Origin of the sequence: Roseibium aggregatum (assembly GCF_017309185.1) — a bacterium.
Lineage (GTDB): Bacteria > Pseudomonadota > Alphaproteobacteria > Rhizobiales > Stappiaceae > Roseibium > Roseibium aggregatum_B.
Genome location: NZ_JAEKJZ010000001.1, coordinates 2,212,912 through 2,234,556 on the forward strand (window position 1 = coordinate 2,212,912; position 21,645 = coordinate 2,234,556).

Here is a 21,645-nt window from a genome sequence, read left to right on the forward strand (position 1 = left end):
TCCTGTTTTCAGGAGTTAACCGGAAATCTCGGCGTCCGGATTTGTCCGTGTTTCTTCCGCGTGCAGCAACGCGGCCGCAATGGTTTCCGGTTTTTCCGCGCCCGCCAGAACGAAGCGTCCATCGATAATGAAGCAGGGGACACCGGACACGCCCGACTCCTGGGCTTTCGCGATCTGGTCCCGGACTTTGTCCAGGTCCGTTTCCGTCTCCAGAAGCTGTTCAACGAGGTCCGACTGCATGCCGGCCTCTTCGGAAATTCGAACAAGCGTCTCCGATTTGGTCAGGTCCTCGCCTTTCAGGAAATAGGCCTGGAAAAGCCGTTCAACCACTTCATCCTGCAGATCGTCTGCCCGCGACCAGAGGATCAGCCGGTGGCAGTCCAGGGTATTCGGCGACAGCGCTATGGCATCGAAGGCGAAATCGATTCCTTCTTCCGCGCCTGCAGTCGCTATCTGGGCGTAGATTTCGCCGGCACGTTTCAGGCCGCCGAATTTGTCGCTGAGATACTGCTTGCGGTCCTTGCCGGTCCCGGGAAGCGTTTCATCCAGTTGAAAAGGGTGCCAGCGAACTTTGACCCTGAGATCCGGAACAGTCTTTAGCGCCTTTTCCAGCCGCCGTTTCCCGATGTAACACCAAGGACACATGACGTCTGAGACAATGTCGATGGTGATCGGGGTGTCGTCATTCATTGGGAACCCTTCTTGAGCCTGCTCGTACTTGACCGCCGATTTTTTCATAAACCGAACAAAGTTTCGAGGGGCGATTGAATGTGGGAAAGGTAAATCGGACGGGAAGCATTCATTTTGCCAGGAAAACGCAAGGCTGACGCCTCGTTCAGGTGTCGCAACCCGTTGGAGTTCCCTGTCGCACGGTGTGACGCAGTATCATGTTGATGCGGTTTTGAAGCCGCAGCGTTCCCTGCTCGTTTTTCAAGACGGCAACAGGACCCATGTCCTTGACCAGACAGACGAGGTCCTCTTCCCGGCTGGTCGCATCCGCAATCGACAGAAGCGTCGAATAGGTTTCCTCCAACTCGTCGGGCGAAGACACCTCTATGCCGAAGTTTTCCGGCTGAAGGCGCATTTCCCACAGATCCAGTCCGCGGACCGCGAGCGCGGCGCTGCAGCTGTCCAGGTAGCTGTTGTAATAATCGATATCGAGCCCGCCGTGATTGATTTGCTGGCGCAGCCACATCCGGCTTTCCGCAAGCCCCCGGTCGGCGAGACGGCGGCGTTTGCCGAAGCGGATCGCAGTAGCCAGCCGGCTGGCAAGCGTGTCTTTCCGGTTTTCGCCCATGAGAACATCGGAGGCACCGTTTCTGAAAAGGTGAACGGTGTCGTCTTCGTCCTCACAAACGGCCAGGACCGGCAATCCGGCGAAACGGGCATCCCTGCGAATCTGCTGGATGTAATCGACAGCGTCTTCAAAAGGAGCATCCACCACAACCGCGTCGAAAGCCCGCAAGGCCATGAACTCCACCGCCATGGATCCGTCGAACGCACCCACGACCTCGAACTTTTCGTCGATCGCATCCTGCCATTCGAGGAACCGGCCGCTCACGCCGACAACCATGAGGCTGCTGGTACCGGAGTGATGAGGCGCAGATCCGAAACCGGGAATACGTCCGAACACGTTTCGTCTCAACTGGGCTTCCTCGAAACGCAGGATCGCGCGCTGATGGATGCAAATCAGCATCAAGAGAACGTCGTCGGGAACCGTGCGATTGATGACCGCAGTCGGTTGCACGCCCTGCGGAATGTCGTCGTCACCTCCGGTCAGAATGTAAAAAGGCACATCGCATGCGAGGTCTCTGACAAACGGAAGAAGCCATTCGAAAAACGAATCGAGCGTCCCATCCAGAGAGCAGGTCACGTCGACGACAATCGCCGCAGGCAATGCTGTCGGCAGTCTGCTACCGCGCTCGAACATCTTCACAAGCGAAATGTCGAGAGCCTCCGGCGCGTCGCCGTTTCCACTTCTGCGTGGGCGGCGACCGGCGTACCAATAGGGACCGCGCCAGGAAAGCGATGTCTCAACATCCATGTCCGGTCCCCTTACGCGACTTTGGCAGGCAAGCGCTGAGTGCGCATGGTCAGGCGGTCGCGGCAGATTGTTCCATCCGGGTTCATCGGCAGGGATTGCAGGATCAGCACGCGATGCGGAATCTTGGCCAGGTCGACCCCTTCCGCGTCAAGATAGGCGAAGAACGCACCCGCATCCGGGACGCTGCCGGTCTCCGGCACGAGGGCCGCATACATTCTGGCGCCCAGAACAGGGTCTTCGACGATAAACGCGGCGGCTTCCCGAATGCCCGGATAGCTCGCATAGATCATGTCTATCGTTTCCAGGTTTCCGGTTCCAAGAGCATACAGGCCCGGAATGCCGAAGCCGACGATGCCGCCCTCTGTTTTTTCGACTTTGATGTTGGTGTTGAGGTAGCCAGTTCCTTCCCATCGCACGCGGCGCTGGTTGCCGTTGATGGTGTGCCAGCCGACATCGGGTGCCGAGGGCCCCTTCACAAGAAGCACCGGCGGCTGTTCCTCGACCTCCTCGGTAATCTCTATCTCCAGAAGGGCTGGCCCGCTTTCGCACCCGTTCGGCCCGTTATGCTTTCCCAGGGGAATAGGCTTCATCTTGGCGGATGGCCCGCGCGCCTTGGCGAGAAGCGCAAATTCATCGGCAACCTGCAGGTCGACCAGCCGCCTTCGGGCCACAAAGGTCGTCGGATGCGGTGACGAAACATTCCAGGCAGCCAGTATCGTGGTGTTGGAGTTGCTCAGTTTCCGATCGAGGGTCTGAGCCAGCGGGCCGGGGGTCATGACGACATCCGCCGAAACCTGATTGGCGTGTGCGGCAAGATTGGCGAGAGATGTCGGGTGATGAAGGTGTAACGTCCCGCCGGTCTGCAGCCAGGGAACCAATCCCCCGCCCAGACCCGTCAATCCGCTCAGGGAGTAGGGGACGACGATGGTGCTTGCATCCTTGATATGCGCCTCGCCGACAATCATGTGCGCCACCGAGGCCCAATGGTTGTGGCACCGGGTTACGGGAACGTTTTCCTCGCCGCTTCTGCTCCAGCAGATTGTCGCGGTGTGGTCTGCCGGGTCCGGTCGCTCGGCCGGTTCGAACTGAAAGTCGTCCCCCATTTCGGCCAGCATCGGACCGAGTTCGATCAATCCGTCGGGAATGTCCTTTCCCAGCCCGAAAACGAAGCGCAGGGAGAAAAGATCCGCCGCTACATCGCGAGCCGCGGCCCCCACGTTTCGCGTTTCGATCCGGTCCGCGGCGATCAGTCCCTTTGCTCCAACTGAGTTCAGCGCTTCAAGAACGTTCTTCTGGCGCCAGTGCAGGGGCAGTGGCGAAACGATAAGGTCTGCTCTCAAGGCTGCCAGGACTGCTATGACCGTGTCCACGGTATTCGGCGCCTGTACGCCGATCACGTGATCGGAGGCGAGACCGATTGTTTTGAAAAAGGCCGCGAGCCTGTCGATCTCCCTGTCGGCCTCCGCGTAAGTCAAGGACCTCGGCTCGCCACCGGTCCATGCGGTCCGGTCTGGTGCGTCCACAAGAGCAAGGCGTGTGGGATGTTCCGCTGCCGTCTGGCGCAAGAGTTCGTCAAGCGGCACATCGGACCAGGCTCCACTTTCGTGATACTCTTGAGACAGACTTTCGGGCGTGGCTTTCATGTCTTTAAGTTTCCGTAGATCCGGTCATTGAGCTGAAGACGACCACCAGGTGTCGAACTCATGTCCGTAAAGGGAATGATGTTGAGGCGGCGCAACCTTATTCCAGTGGGCAACCCAGTCGCTTGAAACGTGATAGAGCGGAACGGCATAGGCGCCGGAGATCAGGACACGGTCGAACGCCCTGACCGCATCCACGAAATCCTCCCGGCTGCGCGCCCCGACAATGGCATCGATCAGCGCGTCGATGGCCGGTTCCTTTGCGCCGACGAAATTGAAGGATCCTTCCGTATCCGCCGCCTTCGACGACCAGCGTCCGTATTGTTCAGCGCCCGGCGATAGCGATGCCGTCCAGGTGTTGAACACCATGTCGAATTCGCGTTTCGTCCGGCGGTCTTCGAACTGGGATGGATCGACGCTTCGGACACTTGCGTCGATACCAAGCAATTCAAGAGTGCGGATGTAGGTGAGCGCGAGTTTCTCCTCGTCCTCGTTCTTTGCAAGAATCTCGAACGCCAGAGCCTGGCCTGTTTCCCGGTTGACGAGTTTCCGGTCCTTGAGGCCATAACCAGCCTTCCCGAATTCCTCCAAGGCGGCGCGCAGTACCTTCCTGTCACGGCCGGAGCCGTCCGCGTCGGCAGGCCGCCAGGTGCCGGCCAGGGTATCCGGGTCGACCGCATCCGGAAACGGAGCGAGGAGCGCCTTTTCCCGGGCGCTGGCCGGTCTGCCGATGGATGACAGTTCGGAATTATCCCAATATCCGGCCGTTCTCGTATAAAGACCGTGGTAAAGGTTCCGGTTCACCCAGTTGAAATCGAACAGCATCCGCAGGGCCTTGCGAACATTGCGGTCGGAAAACTGCTGCCGGCGGGTGTTGAAGGCGATGCCCTGCATCGCTGCCGGAACGCCGAGAGGAATCTCAAGTCTTGTGACGTCTCCGTTTTCCGCGGCTGGAAAATCGAAGCCCGTCGCCCAGCGGGCGGGGTCGCGAAATTGCAGCGCGTCGATCAGACCTTTCTTGAAGGCTTCCTGCAGGGTGGTCTCGTCCCGAAAATACTCGATGCGGATTTCGTCGAAGTTGTCGAACCCGGTCTTCACCGCGAGGTCTCTTGCCCAGTAGTCCGTGTTCTTCTCGTAGACGACCAGACGCCCCGGCTCGATCGTCTTGAAGGTATACGGTCCGCTGCCGACCGGAGGGGTCAGCGAGGACTTGTCGAAGGTCGCCGCGTCCGTGTGTTTCTTGGAGAAGATCGGTGCGAGCGCGATCAGGAGCGGCAACTCCCTGTTCTCTCCGTCCCTGAAAAAGAGTTTGAGACGGTTTGGCCCCGTCACCTCCTTTTTGACGATCTCGCCGTACCACGTACGGTACGGTGGTCGGCCCTTGTCGCGGATAATCTCCAGAGAAAAGATGATGTCCTCGACGGTTACAGGCGTTCCGTCCGAGAATCTGGCGGCCGGGTTCAATTCGAACTCGATCCATTCGCGGCTGTCTGGCATCCGGACCTGCTGTGCCAGCAGCCCGTAGAGCGAAAATGGTTCCGCATATGAGCGTACCATGAGGCTTTCAAGGATATTGTTGCCGAACTGCCGTTCGCGCATGCCCCGGGCGGAGGTCCAGCCACCCTGGACGATGAAGGAATTCAGGCTGTCGAACGTTCCCTGAACCCCCAGGGTCAGTGTTCCGCCTCTCGGAGCGTCAGGATCGACATAGGGAAAGGGCTCGTCCGGGGCCAGGGCAGGGGTCCCATGCATTGAAATGGCATGGGTCCAGGGCAACGCGGTGTCCTCCGCCGCCATAGGCAGGGCCGGAACCGTCGCGCAAACCGCTGCGGCAAGCAGGAAATGCACCTTGAGATGAAAGAGAGCCGCGATAAATGTCCTGATACGCCCAGCCATAGCCCGAGATTCCGTTGATTCTCACCCGTCAGGGTATCACATGGTTAACGCGTGTGCGCCCGATGCAAGAAACAATCGCAGAGATATTCAGACTTGTTTCCAGTCGTTTGACCCCCACGCCGGTTTGACATCGCGGCAGCGGAGCAAGATGCCCGATCCAAGGGAGAACCGGGGCCGAACAACGGAATGATCTCCGTTTACTTTCGGAAAGGCGAAGAAGCATCAAAGAGAGGATACGATAGCGACCGACTGTGCCCGCGTTGCAAATCGGCCACCCTCTTGCCCAAATTAAGTGCGTTACCATGTTTTCGCGGTTTGAATGTTCTGACGGCTCTTGCGGACAGACCCGGAATGCCTCAGAACAACGCAAAAGTATCGTACACGCACGATTGAGGACGTATCGATGAAGAGTGTTTTGAAAAGAGGATTGCTCGGTTGCGCGTTCGGCGCAGGCGTGGTGCTGTCTTCTTTCGCCGGTGCTCCGGCAATCGCCCAGGAGGAAAAAAGCCCTTGGGAAAAGTTCTGTAATGTTCATCCGAATACGAAAAAGGAAATCTGTGCGACCCTGATTGAAGTGCGCACGAACACGGGCCAGTTCCTCACGAGCGTCGTCATTCAGGAGATCGAGGGAGAAGCGCGCAAAAAGCTGATTATCTCCGTGCCGACGGGTGTCCTTCTTCAGCCGGGCCTGAGCGTGCGGATCGATGACAACAAACCGCTTCAGCCGAAATACAGCATTTGTGCACCGAACGCCTGTATCGCTGAATTGGCGATTGACGACACCTTCATCAATGCGATGAAGCAGGGCGGTGAGATGCGCATCGTCGTATTCAACCAGTACGGCAAGGAAAACCTGTTCAAGGCGACCCTGATCGGTTTCACCAAGGTCTATGACGGCGCTCCGATGACCCTTCAGGAAAGACAGGAACGTCAGCAACAATTGCAGAGCGAACTGCAGAAGAAGGCGGACGAAGCCCGTCAGAAACTGATCGACGCACAGAAACAAGGTCAGTGACCGTATATTGAAGGGCGTCACAAGCGCCTGGAAACGAGAAAGGCCGGAACGAAAGTTCCGGCCTTTTGATTTTTGGGCGACCCGTTTTCAACTGCCCGCTAAAAGCGGAGCGATCGGTGTCAGTGCATTTCGACGCCGCGCGGCAGGTAGGTTCCGTCGGTTTGCTCTTCGAAAATCTCATCGACTTGAGGATGGCGGACGGGCTCACCGGTCATATCCGGTTCCAGGTTCTGCTCACTCACGTAAGCGACGTATTCCGTCTCCTCGTTTTCCGCGAGAAGATGGTAAAATGGCTGGTCGCGGCGGGGGCGTACGTCCTCGGGAATGGCATTCCACCACTCTTCGGTGTTGCTGAACGTCGGGTCGACATCGAAAATCACCCCCCTGAAGGGATAAACCCGATGCCGGACAACCTGTCCTATTCTGAATTTTGCCGTTCGCATGGTTACTCATCCGCCTACTGCATGCATTGCCGGGATACCGTGTCAGCATCTTGCTTGCAAGCGTTCCAAGATGAAACCTTATCCATTGAGCCTTGCGAATCTCTAAAGACCGTAGACTTCGGCAAGCTCCGAATCCTTGGATGCGACGAGCTTAGCCAGGTCAACGATCACCTTGGCCTGCTTCCAGGTCGCGTCGTCCTGCATCTTGCCGTCTATCATTACGGCGCCTGTGCCGTCCGGCATGGCTTCCAGAATTTTTCTGGCGAAGGCAACCTCGTCCGGGTCGGGTGAGAACACCTTTTTTGCAATGTCGATCTGGCTTGGATGCAGCGACCAGGCGCCAAGGCATCCCATCAAGAATGCATTCCTGAATTGGCTTTCGCAGGCCGCCGGATCGGAGAAGTCGCCAAATGGCCCGTAAAAGGGTTTCAATCCGCAGGACAGGCAGGCGTCAACCATCTTGCCGACGGTGTAATGCCACAGGTCCTGTTGGTAGGCGGTCCGTTCACCGGTTGAAGCCGGGTCGGAAAGAACCGCATAATCCGGATGCCCGCCGCCGACCCTGGTGGTCTTCATCCCCCTGGATGCGGCGAGATCGGCGGGACCCAGGCTCATGCCGTGCATCCGCGGGCTCGCGGCCGCGATTTCTTCGACATTCTTGACGCCTTCGGCGGTCTCCAGGATCGCATGGATCATGATCGGTCTGGTCAGACCGGACCTGGCTTCCAATTGCGCCAGAAGCTGATCGAGATAGTGAATGTCCCAGACGCCTTCCACCTTCGGCAGCATGATCACGTCAAGCTTGTCGCCGACGGCCGGAACGATTTCCATGAGGTCGTCCAGGAACCAGGGGCTGTTCAGGCAGTTGACCCGTGTCCACAGACCGGTGGAGCCGAAATCGTTTTCCTGGGCGAGCTGAATGAAGCCCTTGCGCGCGTCTTCCTTGGCGTCGGCGGGAATTGCGTCTTCCAGGTTGCCGAGAACAACGTCGACCTTTTGAATCAGGTCCGGAACCTTCGCGCGCATCTTCTCAATATGCGGCGGTACGAAGTGAATCATGCGCTCCAGGGAAACGGGGCGCTCGCGGAACGGAGCGGGAGCGCCGATCGCAAGGGGTTTGTAGTAGGCGTTTGGGGTTTTCATGAAAGGGGGTCCTCCACCTGTAGAGCTGTAACCTATAGCGTCTGTGTTGCGCTGCAACCATCCGCCGAAAGGCGAAACCCAACAGGGGGAGAGAAATCAGACCGGTCCGGTTCTCGGCCGTGCGGCCGCCTTGCGGGCTTGTTTTTGCGTGCCGGGCTTCGCCCATTTTTTATGGATCCACATCCATTGCTCAGGGCAGTCGCGGATCCAACCTTCAAAAATCCGGTGAATGTCTTCGGTCGCGGCCAGGATATCGGCCTGCCGGTCTTCGGTCACAGGAACGGAAACGACGTGACCTTCGATCCGGAAATTGACGCCTTTCTTGCGGACGACCCGGCCAAGAACGATCGGCACGTTGCAGGTTCTGGCGAGTGACGCCGGAACCGGATTGGCGTAGGCCATCTTGCCGAAGAAAGGTACCTGGATGCCGCGCGTTTCCCGCAGGTCGCCCATCATTGCGACAATTCCGCCGTTTTTCAGTGTCGTCAGAATTTTTCGGGCTGTACTGTGGCCCTTCGAAAGGAGACCGCCTTTGTAGAGGTCCTTGCGCAGATTGGTCAGGGCCTTGTCCGCTTCGGGATTTCTGAGCGCCTGATAGATTCCCGTGATTTCGTATCCCAATCCGACGAGCGGTTGAACGCACAGTTCCCAGTTGCCACTGTGGAAGGAGACCAGGATACAGCCGTTTTTTTCCTTGAGAATATCGAACATTCGTTCGTCGGCGACGGATTCGAAACGCCGGTCCTGATCGAGCAGCCTGTCGATGTGAAACGTCTCGGCAGCGACCCGGCCGAGGTTTTCCCACATGTCCCGGACAATCGCGTCGCGCTCCGCAGCCGTCTTTTCCGGCAGAGCCATCTCAACATGCTGCAGCGCCCTGCGGTGCCGGGCGTTGAACGGTCCGAACAACCGCCAAGCTTTACCCATGAGAAAAGACGCGGTAGCGACAGGGATCAGGCGAAACACCCGGATCGCGGCGTTCAGCGCGATACCTTCAATCCGGTTTTGGAACTCCAACCGTCTGGGGGCTTTGCGCTGTCTGAGTTTCCGAGACATTCAGGTGAAGTGCTTTCGACTGTCGAGCCTCTTTCACTGGAAAGAGAGCTTTTTCCGGTCTTTTCCGAGTTGATTGGGCCTTGCGATGCAGCTTGAGACCTGATTGGAATGCGCATCTGATCGCGGCGGCCAATGAGTCACGCGTCCATATCCAAGCAAGGCGCAAGATGCAAGCTCCTTCACTGCCGTTGAACGGTCAACACCGGTTACTCCTTCATGCATGCGGTTTCCACAGCCGCGGCCTTTGCGCATTTGGGTTTTAGATGCAGAACGTCATCTCGCTGGCTCTGCCGTTTTTCGGTTTGATACTCCTGGGCTTCGGAGCTGGAAAGCTCCGCGATCTGCCAGAGAGTGGATTGAGCTGGATGAATTTCTTTGTCATTTATTTGGCATTGCCGGCGCTCTTCTTTCGCCTGTTGTCCGAAACCCCGTTTGAAGAGCTCGCCAACGTTTCCTTCATTACGGCAACGACCTTCACCACCTACATCGTTTTTGCGATCGCCTTTTGCATCGGTGTCGTGGCGACCCGAGGCAATATCGGGGAATCCACCATACTCGGGATCGCCGGCGCGTATTCCAATGTCGGTTACATGGGACCGGGCCTGACGCTTTCGGTGCTTGGCGAACAGGCGACCGTCCCGACAGCTCTCATCCTGGCGTTCGACAATGCCTTGATGTTTATCCTTGCGCCTTTGCTCATGGCCCTGGCCGGCACCGAGCACGAGACCATCGCCGGAACCCTGAAAAAAATCGTCATCAAGATTTTCACGCATCCCTTTATCGTGGCGACCATTGCCGGCGTGCTCGCGGCCGCCGTCGAATTCCGTCCGCCTCAGGCTATCGATACGTTGCTCCGTTATCTGAGTTCGGCGGCGGCGCCTTGTGCCTTGTTTGCAATGGGGGTCAATATCGCGTTGCGACCGATCGGCCGTATTCCTGTCGAATTGCCCGTCGTCTTGTCGGTCAAGCTCCTCCTGCATCCGATCCTTATTTTCCTGCTGCTGTCCTGGCTGGGCGGTTTTGACAGCAATTGGGTCGCGACCGCCGTGCTGATGGCATGCCTGCCGCCGGCAACCAATGTCTTCGTCATTGCCCAGCAATACGGTGTTTACGTCCAGCGCGCCTCGAGTTTCGTGATGATCGGCACAGCCATCTCCATCGTGACCGTGACCGCTTTCATTTGGGCGTTGACGAGCGGCGTTCTGTTCGACACGCCGTTGCAAGGCGGGTGATCGGTTCGTTGTCTTGCGCTACCCTCGCACCGATTTGGACTTTGAGTGAACGGGCGCGAAGAAGATGCAGGATAATCCGGACGTTTTGGCCCTCATAGACGGTTATCCCGAGGACCTGAGGCTGGCGCTGAAAAAGCTCCGGTCTTTGATCGTCGATACCGCGGAGCGAACCGGCGATGCGGGGCGCCTTGTCGAGACCCTGAAATGGGGACAACCCAGCTATCTCACCGAACGGCCCAAAACCGGCACGACAATCCGTATCGACCGCGACACCTCAGGAACGGGAGACTATGCGCTGTACGTCAGTTGCCAATCCTCGCTCGTCTCGGAATGGCGAGGACTGTTCCCGACACTGACATACGGCGGGGATCGCAGCGTGCACTTCAAAACTTCCGAAGGTTTTCCGGAAGAAGAGCTGCGTGCGATGATCGTCATGGCGTTGACCTATCACAGCCGGAAGCAAGGAACGGGCTCGAAACAGACCGGATTTCGGGAGGCCAAGTCGCGCTCTGCCGTCTAGCGGTTCAACCGGAAAAGAGAACCCGGCGCCATGCCTTCCCGCATCAGGAGACGCCTGAATGGTCCGATCTTGCCTGCGAAATACATGCCCGCGCTGCGCGCGACTTGCACGGGCAGGAAATCGGTCAAAAGAGATCTGTTCAATGCGTCGACAGCGCGCGTGCGCGAGTGGATGTCGCTGGTGCGTTTCGCCTCGTAAGTTTCGAGAACCGTCTTCGCGCCGGGATCCTGGTGCTTCGCCTTTGCCATGATCAAGATTCGCTCCAGATCCATGATATCCCGCAAAGTCAGATTCAGTCCCTGCGCGCCGATGGGCGGAAACACATGCGCGGCTTCTCCGATCAGCACCAGCCGGTTCGCCGAAAATCTGGTCGCGGTCAAACCGGCGAGCGGGAAACTTTGCGGTTTCGTGGCGAGCTTGAACTTCCCCAGCACCGAATGCGCCCGGCGTTCAAGCTCAAGAGCGAGGTCCTCGTCCTCCATCGCAAGTAGGCGGCGGGCACCTTCCGCGGTTTCGACGCACACGAGCGAGGATTTCCGACCGGGCAGGGGAACCAGGGTAAAAGGTCCCGTCGGCGTATGGAACTCGGTCGAGATATCCCGGTGGGGAAGCGTGTGTTCCAGGTTAAGGACGACAGCCTCCTGGGGATAGGCCCAGCGCCGGACATCGATCCGCGCGGTCTCGCGAATGAGCGAATTGCGTCCGTCCGCGGCAACGACGAGGCGGGCCTTGACGCTCTGACCATCCGTCGTTTGCAACTCCACCAGGTCGCTGCCGAAATGCGCGGCCTGTACGGACTCTTCCACGATCGTCAGGTTGTCCTGACGGCGGCACAATTCCTCCAGTACTAAATTAAGATCATTGTTTAAGATATTGAAACCAAAACATTCAATGCCAAGCTCGTTGCTGTCGAAAACAACCTCAGGCGAACGCACCAGACGGTTCGTGTCGTCAATCATGCGCATCTTCCGGAGAGGAGTCGTTTTGGACTCCAACGGCGCCCAGACACCGACCTTCTCAAGGAGCGCAATTGACTTCTGCCAGAGGGCCGTCGTGCGCCCGTCCATGCCCACAGGATTGGGTGCAACAAGCACCGTCTTGAAATCTTCCCGGGCAAGGGTCAGGGCGGCAATGCGCCCGGACGGCCCGCCGCCGACAACCGCGATATCAAAGGCCTGGTTCGGTTTTCTTCTCGCCATCTGTCCAATCCGGAGGCAAAATCGTTGCAAACTTATGTGCTGCACATCGTGGCGATTTCAACGGGACGAAATCACGCAGCCTTTTCCCGTCACAATTCCAGCGATGCGCGACCGGTATGATATGAGAAAGATCAATTCGCAACCCGGGGGCATCGGGTAGTGAATGCGCTTTCGCCGCGCAAGAACGCATGAACAAGGTCCGCGACAATGACATTCCTGCCCAGTTTCGAGGGAACACGGAAAGACCGGCTGGAAAGCGGGAAGACCGGGCGCGGCTGGCCGTTCGTCCTGATGACCGTCGCGGTCTTGTGTCTGACGGGATGGACCTATCTGGTCGCAATGGTCGCCGACATGGTTCCGGTCATGGATATGACCCAGGCCGGCCCGGGAATGGGCATCCTCAACCAGTTCAATCTCTTCAAGGGGCTGTCGGCGGAGGCCCGGGCCGCACTCGCGGTGATCTGTCTGCCCGCGGGAGCGACTTTCGGCATGCCCGGACCGGACATGGGACCTGCGGATCTCTTCAGGATTTTCGCGATGTGGACCATGATGGCTCTGGCCATGATGCTGCCTTCCGCCCTTCCCATGCTCCGCGCCTATTCTGCGGAAACGGCGGGGAAAGGCGAGGGCGCAACGCTTTCCTCTACAGTGCCTGTGGTCATGGCCGTTTTCGGTTATCTCGCGGTCTGGGTCGGTTACGCGGTGGTCGCGACGGCCGTTCAATGGGGGCTCTACCGGTTCGGAGCCATGAACGACATGATGGCGCCGGTGAGCATGGCCCTGACGACATCCGTTCTGTTTGCCGCGGGGCTTTACCAGTTTACGCCTGCAAAACAGGCCTGTCTCGCCCGCTGCTGGTATCCACGTTTTGTCTTCGCCGCTTTGCAGCGCTCCGGAGCACATGCAGGGTTCAGGGAGGGGCTCGTTCAGGGCCTGGCCTGCCTCGGCTGTTGCTGGGCGGTCATGACGGTCATGTTTGCGGTCGGGCTCATGAACATCATTTGGATCGCCCTGCTTGGCGGCGTGATGGCGCTGGAAAAATCCCTGCCGAGCCGAGTTCTTCCAGCCGCGATCGGCGTGGTCCTGATTGTGTGGGCCGGTCTTCTGACTGCACTCATCTTTTTCGGCTCCCCGGCCGGCTGATCCGGTGAACTTGTTTGCCAAGGCTGTTTTTTGAGTTCACAGTGTCATAATATCGTAATAATAAGCAGCGGCGGTGAGAATGCGGGTTTGAAATCCGTCTTTCAGGTTCAAGTCGTCCACTTTGAACCGAACGCACGGGACAAGCGGCAAAACAGCGCTTGCCCGCTTCCAGGGTGAGGAAATTTCCGTGACGGATTACACGCCAGACAAAGAGGCTCCGGAGCCCGCTCTGTTTCTGATCCATCTCCTGACGGCCTCTGGAGCGCCGATTGCGCTGGTGGCGCTGCTTGCCGGTGCTCAAGGGGATTGGGCAGGTATGTTTGCCTGGCTCGGCCTGGCTTTCTTCGTCGACGGCATCGATGGTCCGTTGGCCCGGCGCTTCAAGATTGCCGAGCGCCTGCCGCGCTGGTCCGGCGCATCGCTCGATTTCGTCATTGACTACGCGACCTACGTGTTTTTGCCGGCTTTCGCCCTTTCCTGGAGCCTGATGCTTTCACAACCGTGGAACTGGATCTGCGGTGGTCTGATCGTCTTTACGGGTGCGCTGTACTTCGCCGATAACGGCATGAAAACCCCGGACGGATCCTTCAAGGGATTCCCGGCCGGATGGAACATGGTGGTGTTCGGCCTGATGGCCCTGTCGCCCTCACAAGGTTTCACCATCGGCGTTGTCCTTCTCTGTTGCGCCTTGACGTTTGCTCCCATCAGGTTTGTTCATCCCGTTCGGGTCCGGCGCTGGCGCGTGGTGACCCTGCCGGTTACGCTCTTGTGGATGTTGCTGGCAGCCCTTGCGATTCTGGACGGCATGTCGCTTGTCGGCCTGCCGGCGATCTTGTTTACGTTGGCCAGCGTCTACCTGTTCTCGGTTTCCGCCGTTCAGCAATTGCTCGACCGGGTCGATTGAACGGCTCCCTTCAGACTTGAACTGTCCTGTCGCACAGCGTGGTCAGCCGTCCGAAAACGGACCGCAACTTCTTTTTCATGGCGACCTTTCCTGCCGGCGTTGAAGTTACTAATGTGCCTGCCGCGCGCAGTGGGCGCCGAACTAAGCACACCTGACGACGGCAAGGCCGGGGAGAAAGAAATGGTCCAAGCAATCCGTGTTCACGAGACCGGCGGTCCGGACGTCATGCGTTGGGAACAGGTAGAGGTTGGCGAACCGGGACCGGGCGAAGCGCGTATCCGTCATACGGCGGTCGGCCTGAACTTCATCGACACCTATTTCCGCTCCGGCCTTTATCCGGCTCCCGACGGGACACCGTTCAGCCCGGGCAACGAAGGCGCCGGCATCGTACAAACGGTTGGCGACGGGGTATCCAACGTCAAACCGGGCGATCGCGTCGCCTATGTCGGGCCTCTCGGAGCCTACGCCCAGGAAAGGATCGTCCCGGCCGACCGGCTGGTGGTCATTCCCGAAGGTATCGACGACAAGACCGCCGCAGGCATGATGCTGAAAGGCATGACTGCCCAATATCTGCTGCGTCAGACCTACAAGGTCGGGCCGGAAACGACGCTCCTGTTCCATGCCGCGGCCGGCGGTGTCGGTCTGATTGCCGGGCAGTGGGCTGCGCATCTCGGTGCGACCGTTATCGGCACCGCAGGTTCTGAGGAAAAAATCGAGCTCGCCCGGGCGCATGGCTACCAGCACATGATCAATTACCGGACGGAAAACTTCGTCGAGAGAGTGCAGGAGATCACCGGCGGGAAAAAATGCGACGTCGTCTATGATTCGGTCGGCCGGGACACGTATCCGGGCTCGCTCGACTGTCTGAAGCCGCGAGGCTTGTGGGTGAGTTTCGGTCAATCCTCCGGCCCGATCACGGATTTCAACCTGGCGCTTCTGGGGCCGAAAGGGTCGCTGTTTGCGACACGGCCGACCCTGTTCAGTTACATCGCCTCACGCGAAGACCTGGAAGCCACAGCCGGAGAACTCTTCGACGTCGTGCAAAAGGGTATCGTCAAGATCGAGGTCAATCAGGAATACCGGCTGGCCGAAGCGGTGCAGGCGCACCAGGATCTGGAAGGCCGCAAGACAACCGGCACAACGGTCCTGATCCCGTAACATGCGCTCCGGCCGGGCACAGGATCTGTCGCGCAATCTGTACAGCCCGGCCATGCGCTATTTTCTGGCCGCGGCCGAAGCAGGGTCGATCAGGGCGGCATCGAGAGAGCTGAACGTCGCCTCTTCGGCGGTTAATCGGCAGATCCTTTGGCTGGAGGAAGCCCTCGGGTTACAGCTCTTTGAGCGGGTCGGACGCCGGTTGAGGCTCTCACAGGCCGGTGAATTGCTTCTTGCTCACATCCGGAGAACCTATTCGGATTTTGAAGGCACCGTGGCTGAACTCGATGCTTTGAAGGGCTTGCGTCGGGGCACGGTCTCGATCGCGGCAGTCGAAAGCGTTGCTGAAAAACTCCTGCCTTCGATCATCAGTGACTTTCGTAAAAGCTATCCCGGCATCCACGTCAATGTCACGGTGTCTTCCTCCAGGGAGGCGGCGAGGAAAGTTGAAGCCGCCGAGGCGGATGTCGGTTTCACCTTCGATCCTCCGGAAACCTCGGCATTGACCCTGGCCTTTCAGCACGAAGTCGCCATAGGCGCCCTGATGAAGCCGGACCACCCGCTCGCCGGGGAGCCGTCTCTCTGTCTGCACGACTGCCTGAAATATCCCGTCGCCCTGCCGGCGGAAGGGCTTTCGATTCGCACGAGGATCGACGTTGTCCGGAACCGCATTCACGGCGTGTCGAGAACATACGTGGAAGCCAATTCACTCAGGCTCATGCGGGCACTCGCCCGTGAGGACAACGTCATCGGATTTCAAACGCTGATCGGATGCGAGGACGATCTGACATCTGGAGCGCTCGTCTTCATACCTTTGTCGGACGCGCCTTTACAGGCGGACAAACTGTGTGTCGTGACGTCTTCCCTGCGCGCCATGGCGCTCGCGCCGGCCATGTTTTTCGATCACGCTGTGTTCGCGTTGCGGGATCGGTTACCGCTTATTGATGCCAAATAGGCATCAATAGGGTCTCAAATGAACGCTTTGGTTTGACGATTTTTTAGGGCACATTTTTGTGACAGTTTGACGGCGCGCGCCGGGCGAGGGAGATGACTTATGGGGCGTTTGACGACGCATGTGCTGGATACGGCCTTGGGCCGTCCCGCCGAGGGGCTTAAAATCGAGCTCTGGTCGGCCGGAGAAACGATCAGACACATCTCCTCGCACGTGACCAACGACGACGGCCGGGTCGATGGCCCGATCCTCCAGGATGACGCATTCGAACCTGGCGTTTACGAACTCCGGTTTCACGCGGGAGACTATTTGAGGCAGACGGCCCAGGCTCTTCCGGACCCCTTGTTTCTCGATCTGATTCCGATCCGCTTCGGGATCGCGGACCGGGACGGCCACTATCACGTGCCGCTTCTTCTGTCGCCCTTCGGCTATTCGACATACCGGGGGAGTTGAGGCATGAGGGACAGCATCCGTTTCTTGAAAGGCGGCGAGATCGTTGAACTGGAGAACGTCGCTCCCACGGAAACGCTCCTCGATTACCTGCGCCTGAGGCGCCGGGAAACTGGCACCAAGGAAGGCTGTGGCGAAGGCGATTGCGGCGCCTGCACGGTCGCGCTCGGCCGCCTCATCGATGGCAGGCTGGTCTATCAGCCGGTCAACAGCTGCATCCAGTTGCTCGGCATGATCGACGGAGCGGAACTGGTGACGGTGGAGGATCTGGTCGCGGACGAACGGCTTCACCCCGTGCAGGCCGCCATGGTCGCGCATCACGGCTCCCAATGCGGCTTTTGCACGCCGGGGTTCATCATGTCCCTGTTCACCCTTTACCATGCGACGGATGTCGAAAGATCGCGCGAGACGGTCACCGAATGGCTTGCAGGGAACCTGTGCCGCTGTACCGGTTACCGTCCGATCGTCGACGCGGCGCTGGACGCCTGTTTCGAGGCGGCCGACGACGCGTTTTCCTGGCGCGCGAACGAGACGAGGGAAAAGCTGCAGACACTTGCCGACAGCCGCGACATCTTTCTCGGTGACAGCGACAGGTTTTTCGCCTCGCCGTCGACCCTCGACGGTTTGGCCGTGCTTTACGGCCAGCATCCCGACGCAACGCTGGTGGCAGGCGCGACGGATGTCGGCCTCTGGATTACAAAACACCTGCGTGAGCTGCCAAAAATGATCTGGCTCGGGCGCATCGAGGGGCTCGAGAGGGTTGAAGACACGGCCTCGGGTGTCCTGATCGGTGCGACCGCAACCTATCAGGCTACCGAGGACGCGATGACCGGGCTCTCCGCGAGCCTTGGAGAACTCTGGCGCCGGATTGGCTCGAAACAGGTGCGCGCTTCGGGCACGGTTGGCGGCAACATCGCCAACGGATCTCCGATCGGTGACACACCGCCGGCCCTGATTGCCCTCGGAACGACATTGGAGCTTCATTCCCCGGAAGGCTCCCGGGCATTGCCGCTGGAAGCTTATTTTCTCGATTATGGCAAACAGGACCGGGGCGAGAGCGAATTCGTCACCGGCCTGTTCGTGCCGAGACTGTCCGCCAATCAGGCGTTTCGCTGCTACAAGATCTCCAAACGGTTCGATCAGGATATTTCCTCGGTGATGGGCGCCTTCCGGTTCACGATCGACGACGGTCTCATCACGGAAGCCAGGATCGCCTATGGCGGAATGGCGGCAACGCCGAAACGCGCGAGAGCGGCGGAAATGGCGCTGAAAGGCGCCGATTTGGACGATCCCTCGAGCTGGGGCGCCGGCATGCAGGCGCTTCTGTCCGACTTCACGCCGCTGAGCGACATGCGAGCGAGCGCGGAGTACCGGATGGAAACCGCCCGGGCCCTTCTGGCCAAGGCGCTCATGGAAATCAGCGGGACCGCTCCGGAGGAAATCCGGGTGCTGGCGAAACGGGAGGCCGACCGTGACCGTGCCGCCTGATCAGCATCGCCTTGACGCCACGCTGAAACACGTCAGCAAGGACCTGCCGCATGACAGCGCCAGACTGCATGTGACCGGCACGGCGACCTATATCGACGACATGGCGGAACCCGCCGGGACGCTTCACGTGGTGCCCGGCTGGGCTCGACAGGCGGTCCGCGGACGGATCGAGTCCGTCGATCTCGGCGACGTCCGCGATGCACCCGGTGTGATTACCGTTATCACGGCGCGGGATATTCCGGGCATCAACGACTGTTCCTCCGCGTTCGGTGGCGACCCGGTTCTGGCGGAAGACGAAATCCTGTTTTACGGCCAGGTGATCTTTGCCGTTGTCGCCAAAACCCGCGATGCCGCGCGCAAGGCCGCGGCGAAAGCGCGGATAGAGGTCGCGCCGATCACCCCGATCCTGACCGCAGAAGACGCGGTCGACGCCGATACCACCGTTCTGCCGGACTATCAGTTCCGCAGAGGCTCGCCCGAGACGGGTCTGTCGGCCTCCGAGCATGTCTTCAGCGGCGCGATGCATATCGGCGGCCAGGAGCATTTCTATCTCGAAGGCCAGGTTGCCATGGCTCAGCCGGAAGAACATGGCGGTATGATGGTCTATACCTCGACCCAGCATCCGACCGAAGTTCAACACACGGTCGCCAAGGTGCTCGGAGTCCCGGATGCCGCGGTAACGGCGGAGGTCCGTCGGATGGGAGGCGGTTTCGGCGGGAAAGAATCCCAGGCGAACCAATGGGCGGCCCTCGCGGCGCTGGCTGCACGCGTGACGGGCCGCGCCTGCAAGGTCCGCCTCGACAGGGACGACGACATGATCATGACCGGCAAACGGCATGATTTCAAAGTGGACTGGAAGATCGGTTGCGACAGGTCCGGGCGCATTCGTGCCGTCGATATGGAATTTCTCGCTCGCTGCGGTTACTCGGCCGATCTCTCGCTCGGGGTCAACGACCGGACGATGTTTCATGCGGACTCAAGTTATTTCTATCCGGATGCGTCGATCCGCTCGCGCCGGTTGCGCACCGACACATGTTCGAACACCGCGTTCCGTGGTTTTGGCGGTCCACAAGGCATGCTCGCCGCGGAACGGATGATCGACGCGGTCGCCATCAGCCTCGGCAAGGATCCGCTCGATATCCGCAAGCTGAATTTTTACGACGGCGAACGAAACCTGACGCCCTACGGCATGCCCGTTGAAGAATACGAGGTCATGCACGATCTGATCGCGCAGTTGGAACAAAGTTCCGACTATTGGAACCGGCGTGACGAGGTCAACGATTTCAACGCGGTCAATCCGGTCCTCAAGAAGGGCCTGGCGCTGACGCCCGTCAAATTCGGTATTTCCTTCACTCTGAAGCATCTCAATCAGGCCGGCGCGCTGGTTCATCTCTATACCGACGGCTCCGTGCATCTGAACCACGGCGGCACGGAAATGGGGCAGGGGCTCTATCAGAAGGTTGCGCAGGTGGTCGCCGAGGAATTCGGCGTCACGCTCGACAAGGTCCGGATCACAGCCACCAACACCTCCAAGGTGCCCAACACGGCCCCGACGGCGGCTTCTTCCGGCACCGATCTCAATGCGATGGCCGCGAAGATTGCCGCCGGTGAAATCAAAAACCGGTTGATCACGTTCCTTTGCGAGCAGCATCAGTGCGGACCCGAGGCGATCCTTTTCGTCGACAACAGGGTTCTGGTGGCCGACCGGAGTTTCTCCCTGGCTGAGGTCGCCAATCAGGCCCATATGGCCCGTATTCAACTCTCCCATGCGGGATTTTACGCCACCCCCGGCATTACCTGGGACCGCGACAGCGCGACCGGTCGGCCGTTTTACTACTTCGCATTTGGCGGCGCCTGTGCCGAAGTCACCATCGACACCATGACCGGCGAAATGACGATCGACCGGGTGGATATCCTCCACGATGTCGGCCATTCCCTGAACCCGGCCATCGATCTCGGTCAGATCGAAGGCGGCTTTGTGCAGGGCATGGGCTGGCTGACCACCGAAGAACTTGTCTGGGACGAGGCCGGCCGGCTGAGGACACATGCGCCTTCGACCTACAAGATCCCTGCGGCCTCCGATATCCCGTCAGATTTCACCGTCAATCTTTACGAAAGCCAGGGGAACCCACAGGCAACCGTTTACCGGTCCAAGGCGGTCGGCGAACCCCCGGTCATGCTCGCCAACTCGGTCTTCTGTGCGATCACAGATGCGGTCGCCAGCCTCAACCCTGGCGTTGTCCCGACACTCGACGCTCCGGCTACGCCGGAAGCCATCATGAAAGCCGTTCGGGACATGCGGATGAGAAAGGCGCCCCAATGAAGGTCTGGGCGCAAATAGCCGCCTGTCTGAAGGACGGGGAGGGCTGCGCCCTTGTGACCGTGGCGCAGGCGAAGGGGTCGACTCCGAGGGAAGCCGGTGCCCGCATGGTTGTCAGGGCCGATGGTGGCTTTTATGGCACGATCGGCGGCGGCACCCTGGAACTGGCGGCAATCCGGCGCGCGGCACAAGCGGCTTCCCAGGGGCGATCCGGCTTTTTTTGTCAGAAGGTTTCCCTCGGGCCGGACCTGGGGCAATGCTGCGGTGGCCGGGTCGACCTGGCGATTGAGGTATTGACCGAAAACGATCGTGCACCCGCCGAAACGCTGGCCCTGAGAGAATCCGAAGGAAAACCGTTCGGAACAGTCTGCACGCTGGAGAACGGAAAACTCGGCGCCCGGTCTGTTCTCGATACGCCGCCCGCAGAAATCTTCGGCCTGGACGGTGACGAAGGTGCGAACCGGCGAACTCTTTCGGAACGCTTCGGGGAACGCGTTCGCCCGCTTTACCTGTTCGGCGCCGGTCATGTGGGCAGGGCACTGGTTCTTGCGCTGGCGTCTCTGCCCTTTGAGGTCGTTTGGGTCGATAGCCGTGCGGAGCAATTTCCGGCGGCAACGCCCGCAAACACGCGTAAAATTCTGTCCTCAACCCCCGCCGCCGTTCTGGACCGGGCTCCTGACGGCGCTTTCATTCTCGCTATGACCCATTCACACGCACTGGATGAGGACATCATGGCATGCGCCTTGCTTCACCAAAGGTTCGGCTACTGCGGGGTTATCGGCTCTGAAACCAAGCGAGCCCGGTTTCAGAAGCGTTTGAAGGCACGGGGTTTGAACGACGCACTCATCTCGGGAATGGTCTGCCCCGTTGGCGTGACAGGCATAAGATCGAAACTGCCGGCAGCCATTGCCGCAGGCATTGCCGTCGATCTTTTGCAGCGGGACGAGACCCGGGAAAATCAAGCAGCCGTGGACGGCTCGCTTGCACAAATTATACCAGTTGGTCAATAAAGCAGCATTCTTTTGGGGGGCAACTTGGCAGAGAC

The 21,645-nt window shown here is 59.3% G+C and carries 19 protein-coding genes; 11 read left to right on the top strand and 8 right to left on the bottom strand.

The window, feature by feature from the left end; translation table 11 throughout:
• Window positions 1-15 precede the first annotated feature (15 nt).
• From JF539_RS09565 to JF539_RS09580, 4 genes are all read right to left on the bottom strand, one after another.
• Complete coding sequence (locus JF539_RS09565) at window positions 16-690, bottom strand: DsbA family oxidoreductase (protein ID WP_207140058.1); 675 nt, start codon at window positions 688-690, stop codon at window positions 16-18.
• A gap of 145 nt (window positions 691-835) precedes the next feature.
• Window positions 836-2,044, bottom strand: a complete 1,209-nt coding sequence (locus tag JF539_RS09570; protein WP_209017066.1) for a response regulator transcription factor — start codon at window positions 2,042-2,044, stop codon at window positions 836-838.
• Window positions 2,045-2,055: 11 nt separating this feature from the next.
• Window positions 2,056-3,687, bottom strand: coding sequence for a class I adenylate-forming enzyme family protein (locus tag JF539_RS09575; protein ID WP_207140059.1), 1,632 nt, complete (start codon window positions 3,685-3,687; stop codon window positions 2,056-2,058).
• Window positions 3,688-3,711: 24 nt separating this feature from the next.
• Window positions 3,712-5,580: an extracellular solute-binding protein gene (locus JF539_RS09580; RefSeq protein WP_207140060.1), complete on the bottom strand. Its 1,869-nt coding sequence runs from the start codon at window positions 5,578-5,580 to the stop codon at window positions 3,712-3,714.
• Between the two features lie 403 nt (window positions 5,581-5,983).
• On the opposite strand from JF539_RS09580, the gene JF539_RS09585 reads away from it, so the two are divergent.
• The gene (locus JF539_RS09585) at window positions 5,984-6,595 is read left to right on the top strand and encodes an invasion associated locus B family protein (RefSeq protein WP_207140061.1); all 612 of its coding nucleotides are present in this window, start codon (window positions 5,984-5,986) and stop codon (window positions 6,593-6,595) included.
• Between the two features lie 119 nt (window positions 6,596-6,714).
• Here the strand turns inward: JF539_RS09585 and hspQ are convergent, their stop codons facing one another.
• The 3 genes from hspQ to JF539_RS09600 all read right to left on the bottom strand — a co-directional run bounded on the left by hspQ (window position 6,715) and on the right by JF539_RS09600 (window position 9,237).
• Window positions 6,715-7,038 (bottom strand): heat shock protein HspQ, encoded by a 324-nt coding sequence (hspQ, locus tag JF539_RS09590; RefSeq protein ID WP_207140062.1) that lies wholly within the window; start codon window positions 7,036-7,038, stop codon window positions 6,715-6,717.
• 102 nt (window positions 7,039-7,140) lie between these two features.
• Entirely contained in the window at window positions 7,141-8,181 is a 1,041-nt protein-coding gene (locus JF539_RS09595) for an HpcH/HpaI aldolase/citrate lyase family protein (RefSeq protein WP_207140063.1), read from the bottom strand.
• Window positions 8,182-8,277: 96 nt separating this feature from the next.
• Window positions 8,278-9,237 (bottom strand): lysophospholipid acyltransferase family protein, encoded by a 960-nt coding sequence (locus JF539_RS09600; protein WP_207140064.1) that lies wholly within the window; start codon window positions 9,235-9,237, stop codon window positions 8,278-8,280.
• A 263-nt stretch (window positions 9,238-9,500) separates the two neighbouring features.
• Here JF539_RS09600 and JF539_RS09605 point away from each other — a divergent pair, with 263 nt between their 5' ends.
• Window positions 9,501-10,469, top strand: coding sequence for an AEC family transporter (locus JF539_RS09605; RefSeq protein WP_207140065.1), 969 nt, complete (start codon window positions 9,501-9,503; stop codon window positions 10,467-10,469).
• 64 nt (window positions 10,470-10,533) lie between these two features.
• The gene (locus JF539_RS09610) at window positions 10,534-10,989 is read left to right on the top strand and encodes a DUF1801 domain-containing protein (RefSeq protein WP_207140066.1); all 456 of its coding nucleotides are present in this window, start codon (window positions 10,534-10,536) and stop codon (window positions 10,987-10,989) included.
• Here JF539_RS09610 and JF539_RS09615 read toward each other — a convergent pair.
• On the bottom strand, window positions 10,986-12,188 hold the full coding sequence (locus JF539_RS09615) for a UbiH/UbiF family hydroxylase (RefSeq protein ID WP_207140067.1): 1,203 nt from the start codon (window positions 12,186-12,188) through the stop codon (window positions 10,986-10,988). The two genes, JF539_RS09610 and JF539_RS09615, sit on opposite strands and share 4 nt — an antisense overlap.
• 207 nt (window positions 12,189-12,395) lie before the next feature.
• Here JF539_RS09615 and JF539_RS09620 point away from each other — a divergent pair, with 207 nt between their 5' ends.
• The 8 genes from JF539_RS09620 (at window position 12,396) to xdhC (ending at window position 21,610) form a co-directional block, all read left to right on the top strand.
• Window positions 12,396-13,331 (top strand): DUF2182 domain-containing protein, encoded by a 936-nt coding sequence (locus JF539_RS09620; protein ID WP_207140068.1) that lies wholly within the window; start codon window positions 12,396-12,398, stop codon window positions 13,329-13,331.
• Between the two features lie 187 nt (window positions 13,332-13,518).
• Window positions 13,519-14,235, top strand: a complete 717-nt coding sequence (locus JF539_RS09625; RefSeq protein ID WP_207140069.1) for a CDP-alcohol phosphatidyltransferase family protein — start codon at window positions 13,519-13,521, stop codon at window positions 14,233-14,235.
• A gap of 180 nt (window positions 14,236-14,415) precedes the next feature.
• The gene (locus JF539_RS09630) at window positions 14,416-15,393 is read left to right on the top strand and encodes a quinone oxidoreductase family protein (protein WP_207140070.1); all 978 of its coding nucleotides are present in this window, start codon (window positions 14,416-14,418) and stop codon (window positions 15,391-15,393) included.
• Between the two features lies 1 nt (window position 15,394).
• Window positions 15,395-16,345, top strand: a complete 951-nt coding sequence (locus JF539_RS09635; protein WP_207140071.1) for a LysR family transcriptional regulator — start codon at window positions 15,395-15,397, stop codon at window positions 16,343-16,345.
• 99 nt (window positions 16,346-16,444) lie between these two features.
• A complete protein-coding gene (uraH, locus tag JF539_RS09640) occupies window positions 16,445-16,795 on the top strand; it encodes a hydroxyisourate hydrolase (protein ID WP_207140072.1) in 351 nt (116 codons plus the stop codon).
• A 3-nt stretch (window positions 16,796-16,798) separates the two neighbouring features.
• Window positions 16,799-18,280, top strand: coding sequence for a xanthine dehydrogenase small subunit (gene xdhA / locus JF539_RS09645; RefSeq protein ID WP_207140073.1), 1,482 nt, complete (start codon window positions 16,799-16,801; stop codon window positions 18,278-18,280).
• A complete protein-coding gene (xdhB, locus tag JF539_RS09650) occupies window positions 18,264-20,603 on the top strand; it encodes a xanthine dehydrogenase molybdopterin binding subunit (protein ID WP_419247667.1) in 2,340 nt (779 codons plus the stop codon). Before xdhA ends, xdhB begins: the two co-directional genes overlap by 17 nt.
• On the top strand, window positions 20,600-21,610 hold the full coding sequence (gene xdhC / locus JF539_RS09655) for a xanthine dehydrogenase accessory protein XdhC (RefSeq protein ID WP_207140074.1): 1,011 nt from the start codon (window positions 20,600-20,602) through the stop codon (window positions 21,608-21,610). The genes xdhB and xdhC overlap by 4 nt, the downstream gene beginning before the upstream one ends.
• Window positions 21,611-21,645: the final 35 nt, after the last annotated feature.

What these genes read in the sequence shown, in the direction of transcription:
- JF539_RS09570 (WP_209017066.1), bottom strand. Translation starts at nt 2,044, where the DNA reads ATGGATGTTGAGACATCGCTTTCCTGGCGCGGTCCCTATTGGTACGCC.
- JF539_RS09595 (WP_207140063.1), bottom strand. Translation starts at nt 8,181, where the DNA reads ATGAAAACCCCAAACGCCTACTACAAACCCCTTGCGATCGGCGCTCCC.
- JF539_RS09580 (WP_207140060.1), bottom strand. Translation starts at nt 5,580, where the DNA reads ATGGCTGGGCGTATCAGGACATTTATCGCGGCTCTCTTTCATCTCAAG.
- JF539_RS09610 (WP_207140066.1), top strand. Translation starts at nt 10,534, where the DNA reads ATGCAGGATAATCCGGACGTTTTGGCCCTCATAGACGGTTATCCCGAG.
- JF539_RS09600 (WP_207140064.1), bottom strand. Translation starts at nt 9,237, where the DNA reads ATGTCTCGGAAACTCAGACAGCGCAAAGCCCCCAGACGGTTGGAGTTC.
- xdhC (WP_207140074.1), top strand. Translation starts at nt 20,600, where the DNA reads ATGAAGGTCTGGGCGCAAATAGCCGCCTGTCTGAAGGACGGGGAGGGC.
- hspQ (WP_207140062.1), bottom strand. Translation starts at nt 7,038, where the DNA reads ATGCGAACGGCAAAATTCAGAATAGGACAGGTTGTCCGGCATCGGGTT.
- JF539_RS09565 (WP_207140058.1), bottom strand. Translation starts at nt 690, where the DNA reads ATGAATGACGACACCCCGATCACCATCGACATTGTCTCAGACGTCATG.
- JF539_RS09575 (WP_207140059.1), bottom strand. Translation starts at nt 3,687, where the DNA reads ATGAAAGCCACGCCCGAAAGTCTGTCTCAAGAGTATCACGAAAGTGGA.
- JF539_RS09630 (WP_207140070.1), top strand. Translation starts at nt 14,416, where the DNA reads ATGGTCCAAGCAATCCGTGTTCACGAGACCGGCGGTCCGGACGTCATG.
- JF539_RS09585 (WP_207140061.1), top strand. Translation starts at nt 5,984, where the DNA reads ATGAAGAGTGTTTTGAAAAGAGGATTGCTCGGTTGCGCGTTCGGCGCA.
- JF539_RS09635 (WP_207140071.1), top strand. Translation starts at nt 15,395, where the DNA reads ATGCGCTCCGGCCGGGCACAGGATCTGTCGCGCAATCTGTACAGCCCG.
- xdhA (WP_207140073.1), top strand. Translation starts at nt 16,799, where the DNA reads ATGAGGGACAGCATCCGTTTCTTGAAAGGCGGCGAGATCGTTGAACTG.
- JF539_RS09615 (WP_207140067.1), bottom strand. Translation starts at nt 12,188, where the DNA reads ATGGCGAGAAGAAAACCGAACCAGGCCTTTGATATCGCGGTTGTCGGC.
- JF539_RS09620 (WP_207140068.1), top strand. Translation starts at nt 12,396, where the DNA reads ATGACATTCCTGCCCAGTTTCGAGGGAACACGGAAAGACCGGCTGGAA.
- JF539_RS09605 (WP_207140065.1), top strand. Translation starts at nt 9,501, where the DNA reads ATGCAGAACGTCATCTCGCTGGCTCTGCCGTTTTTCGGTTTGATACTC.
- uraH (WP_207140072.1), top strand. Translation starts at nt 16,445, where the DNA reads ATGGGGCGTTTGACGACGCATGTGCTGGATACGGCCTTGGGCCGTCCC.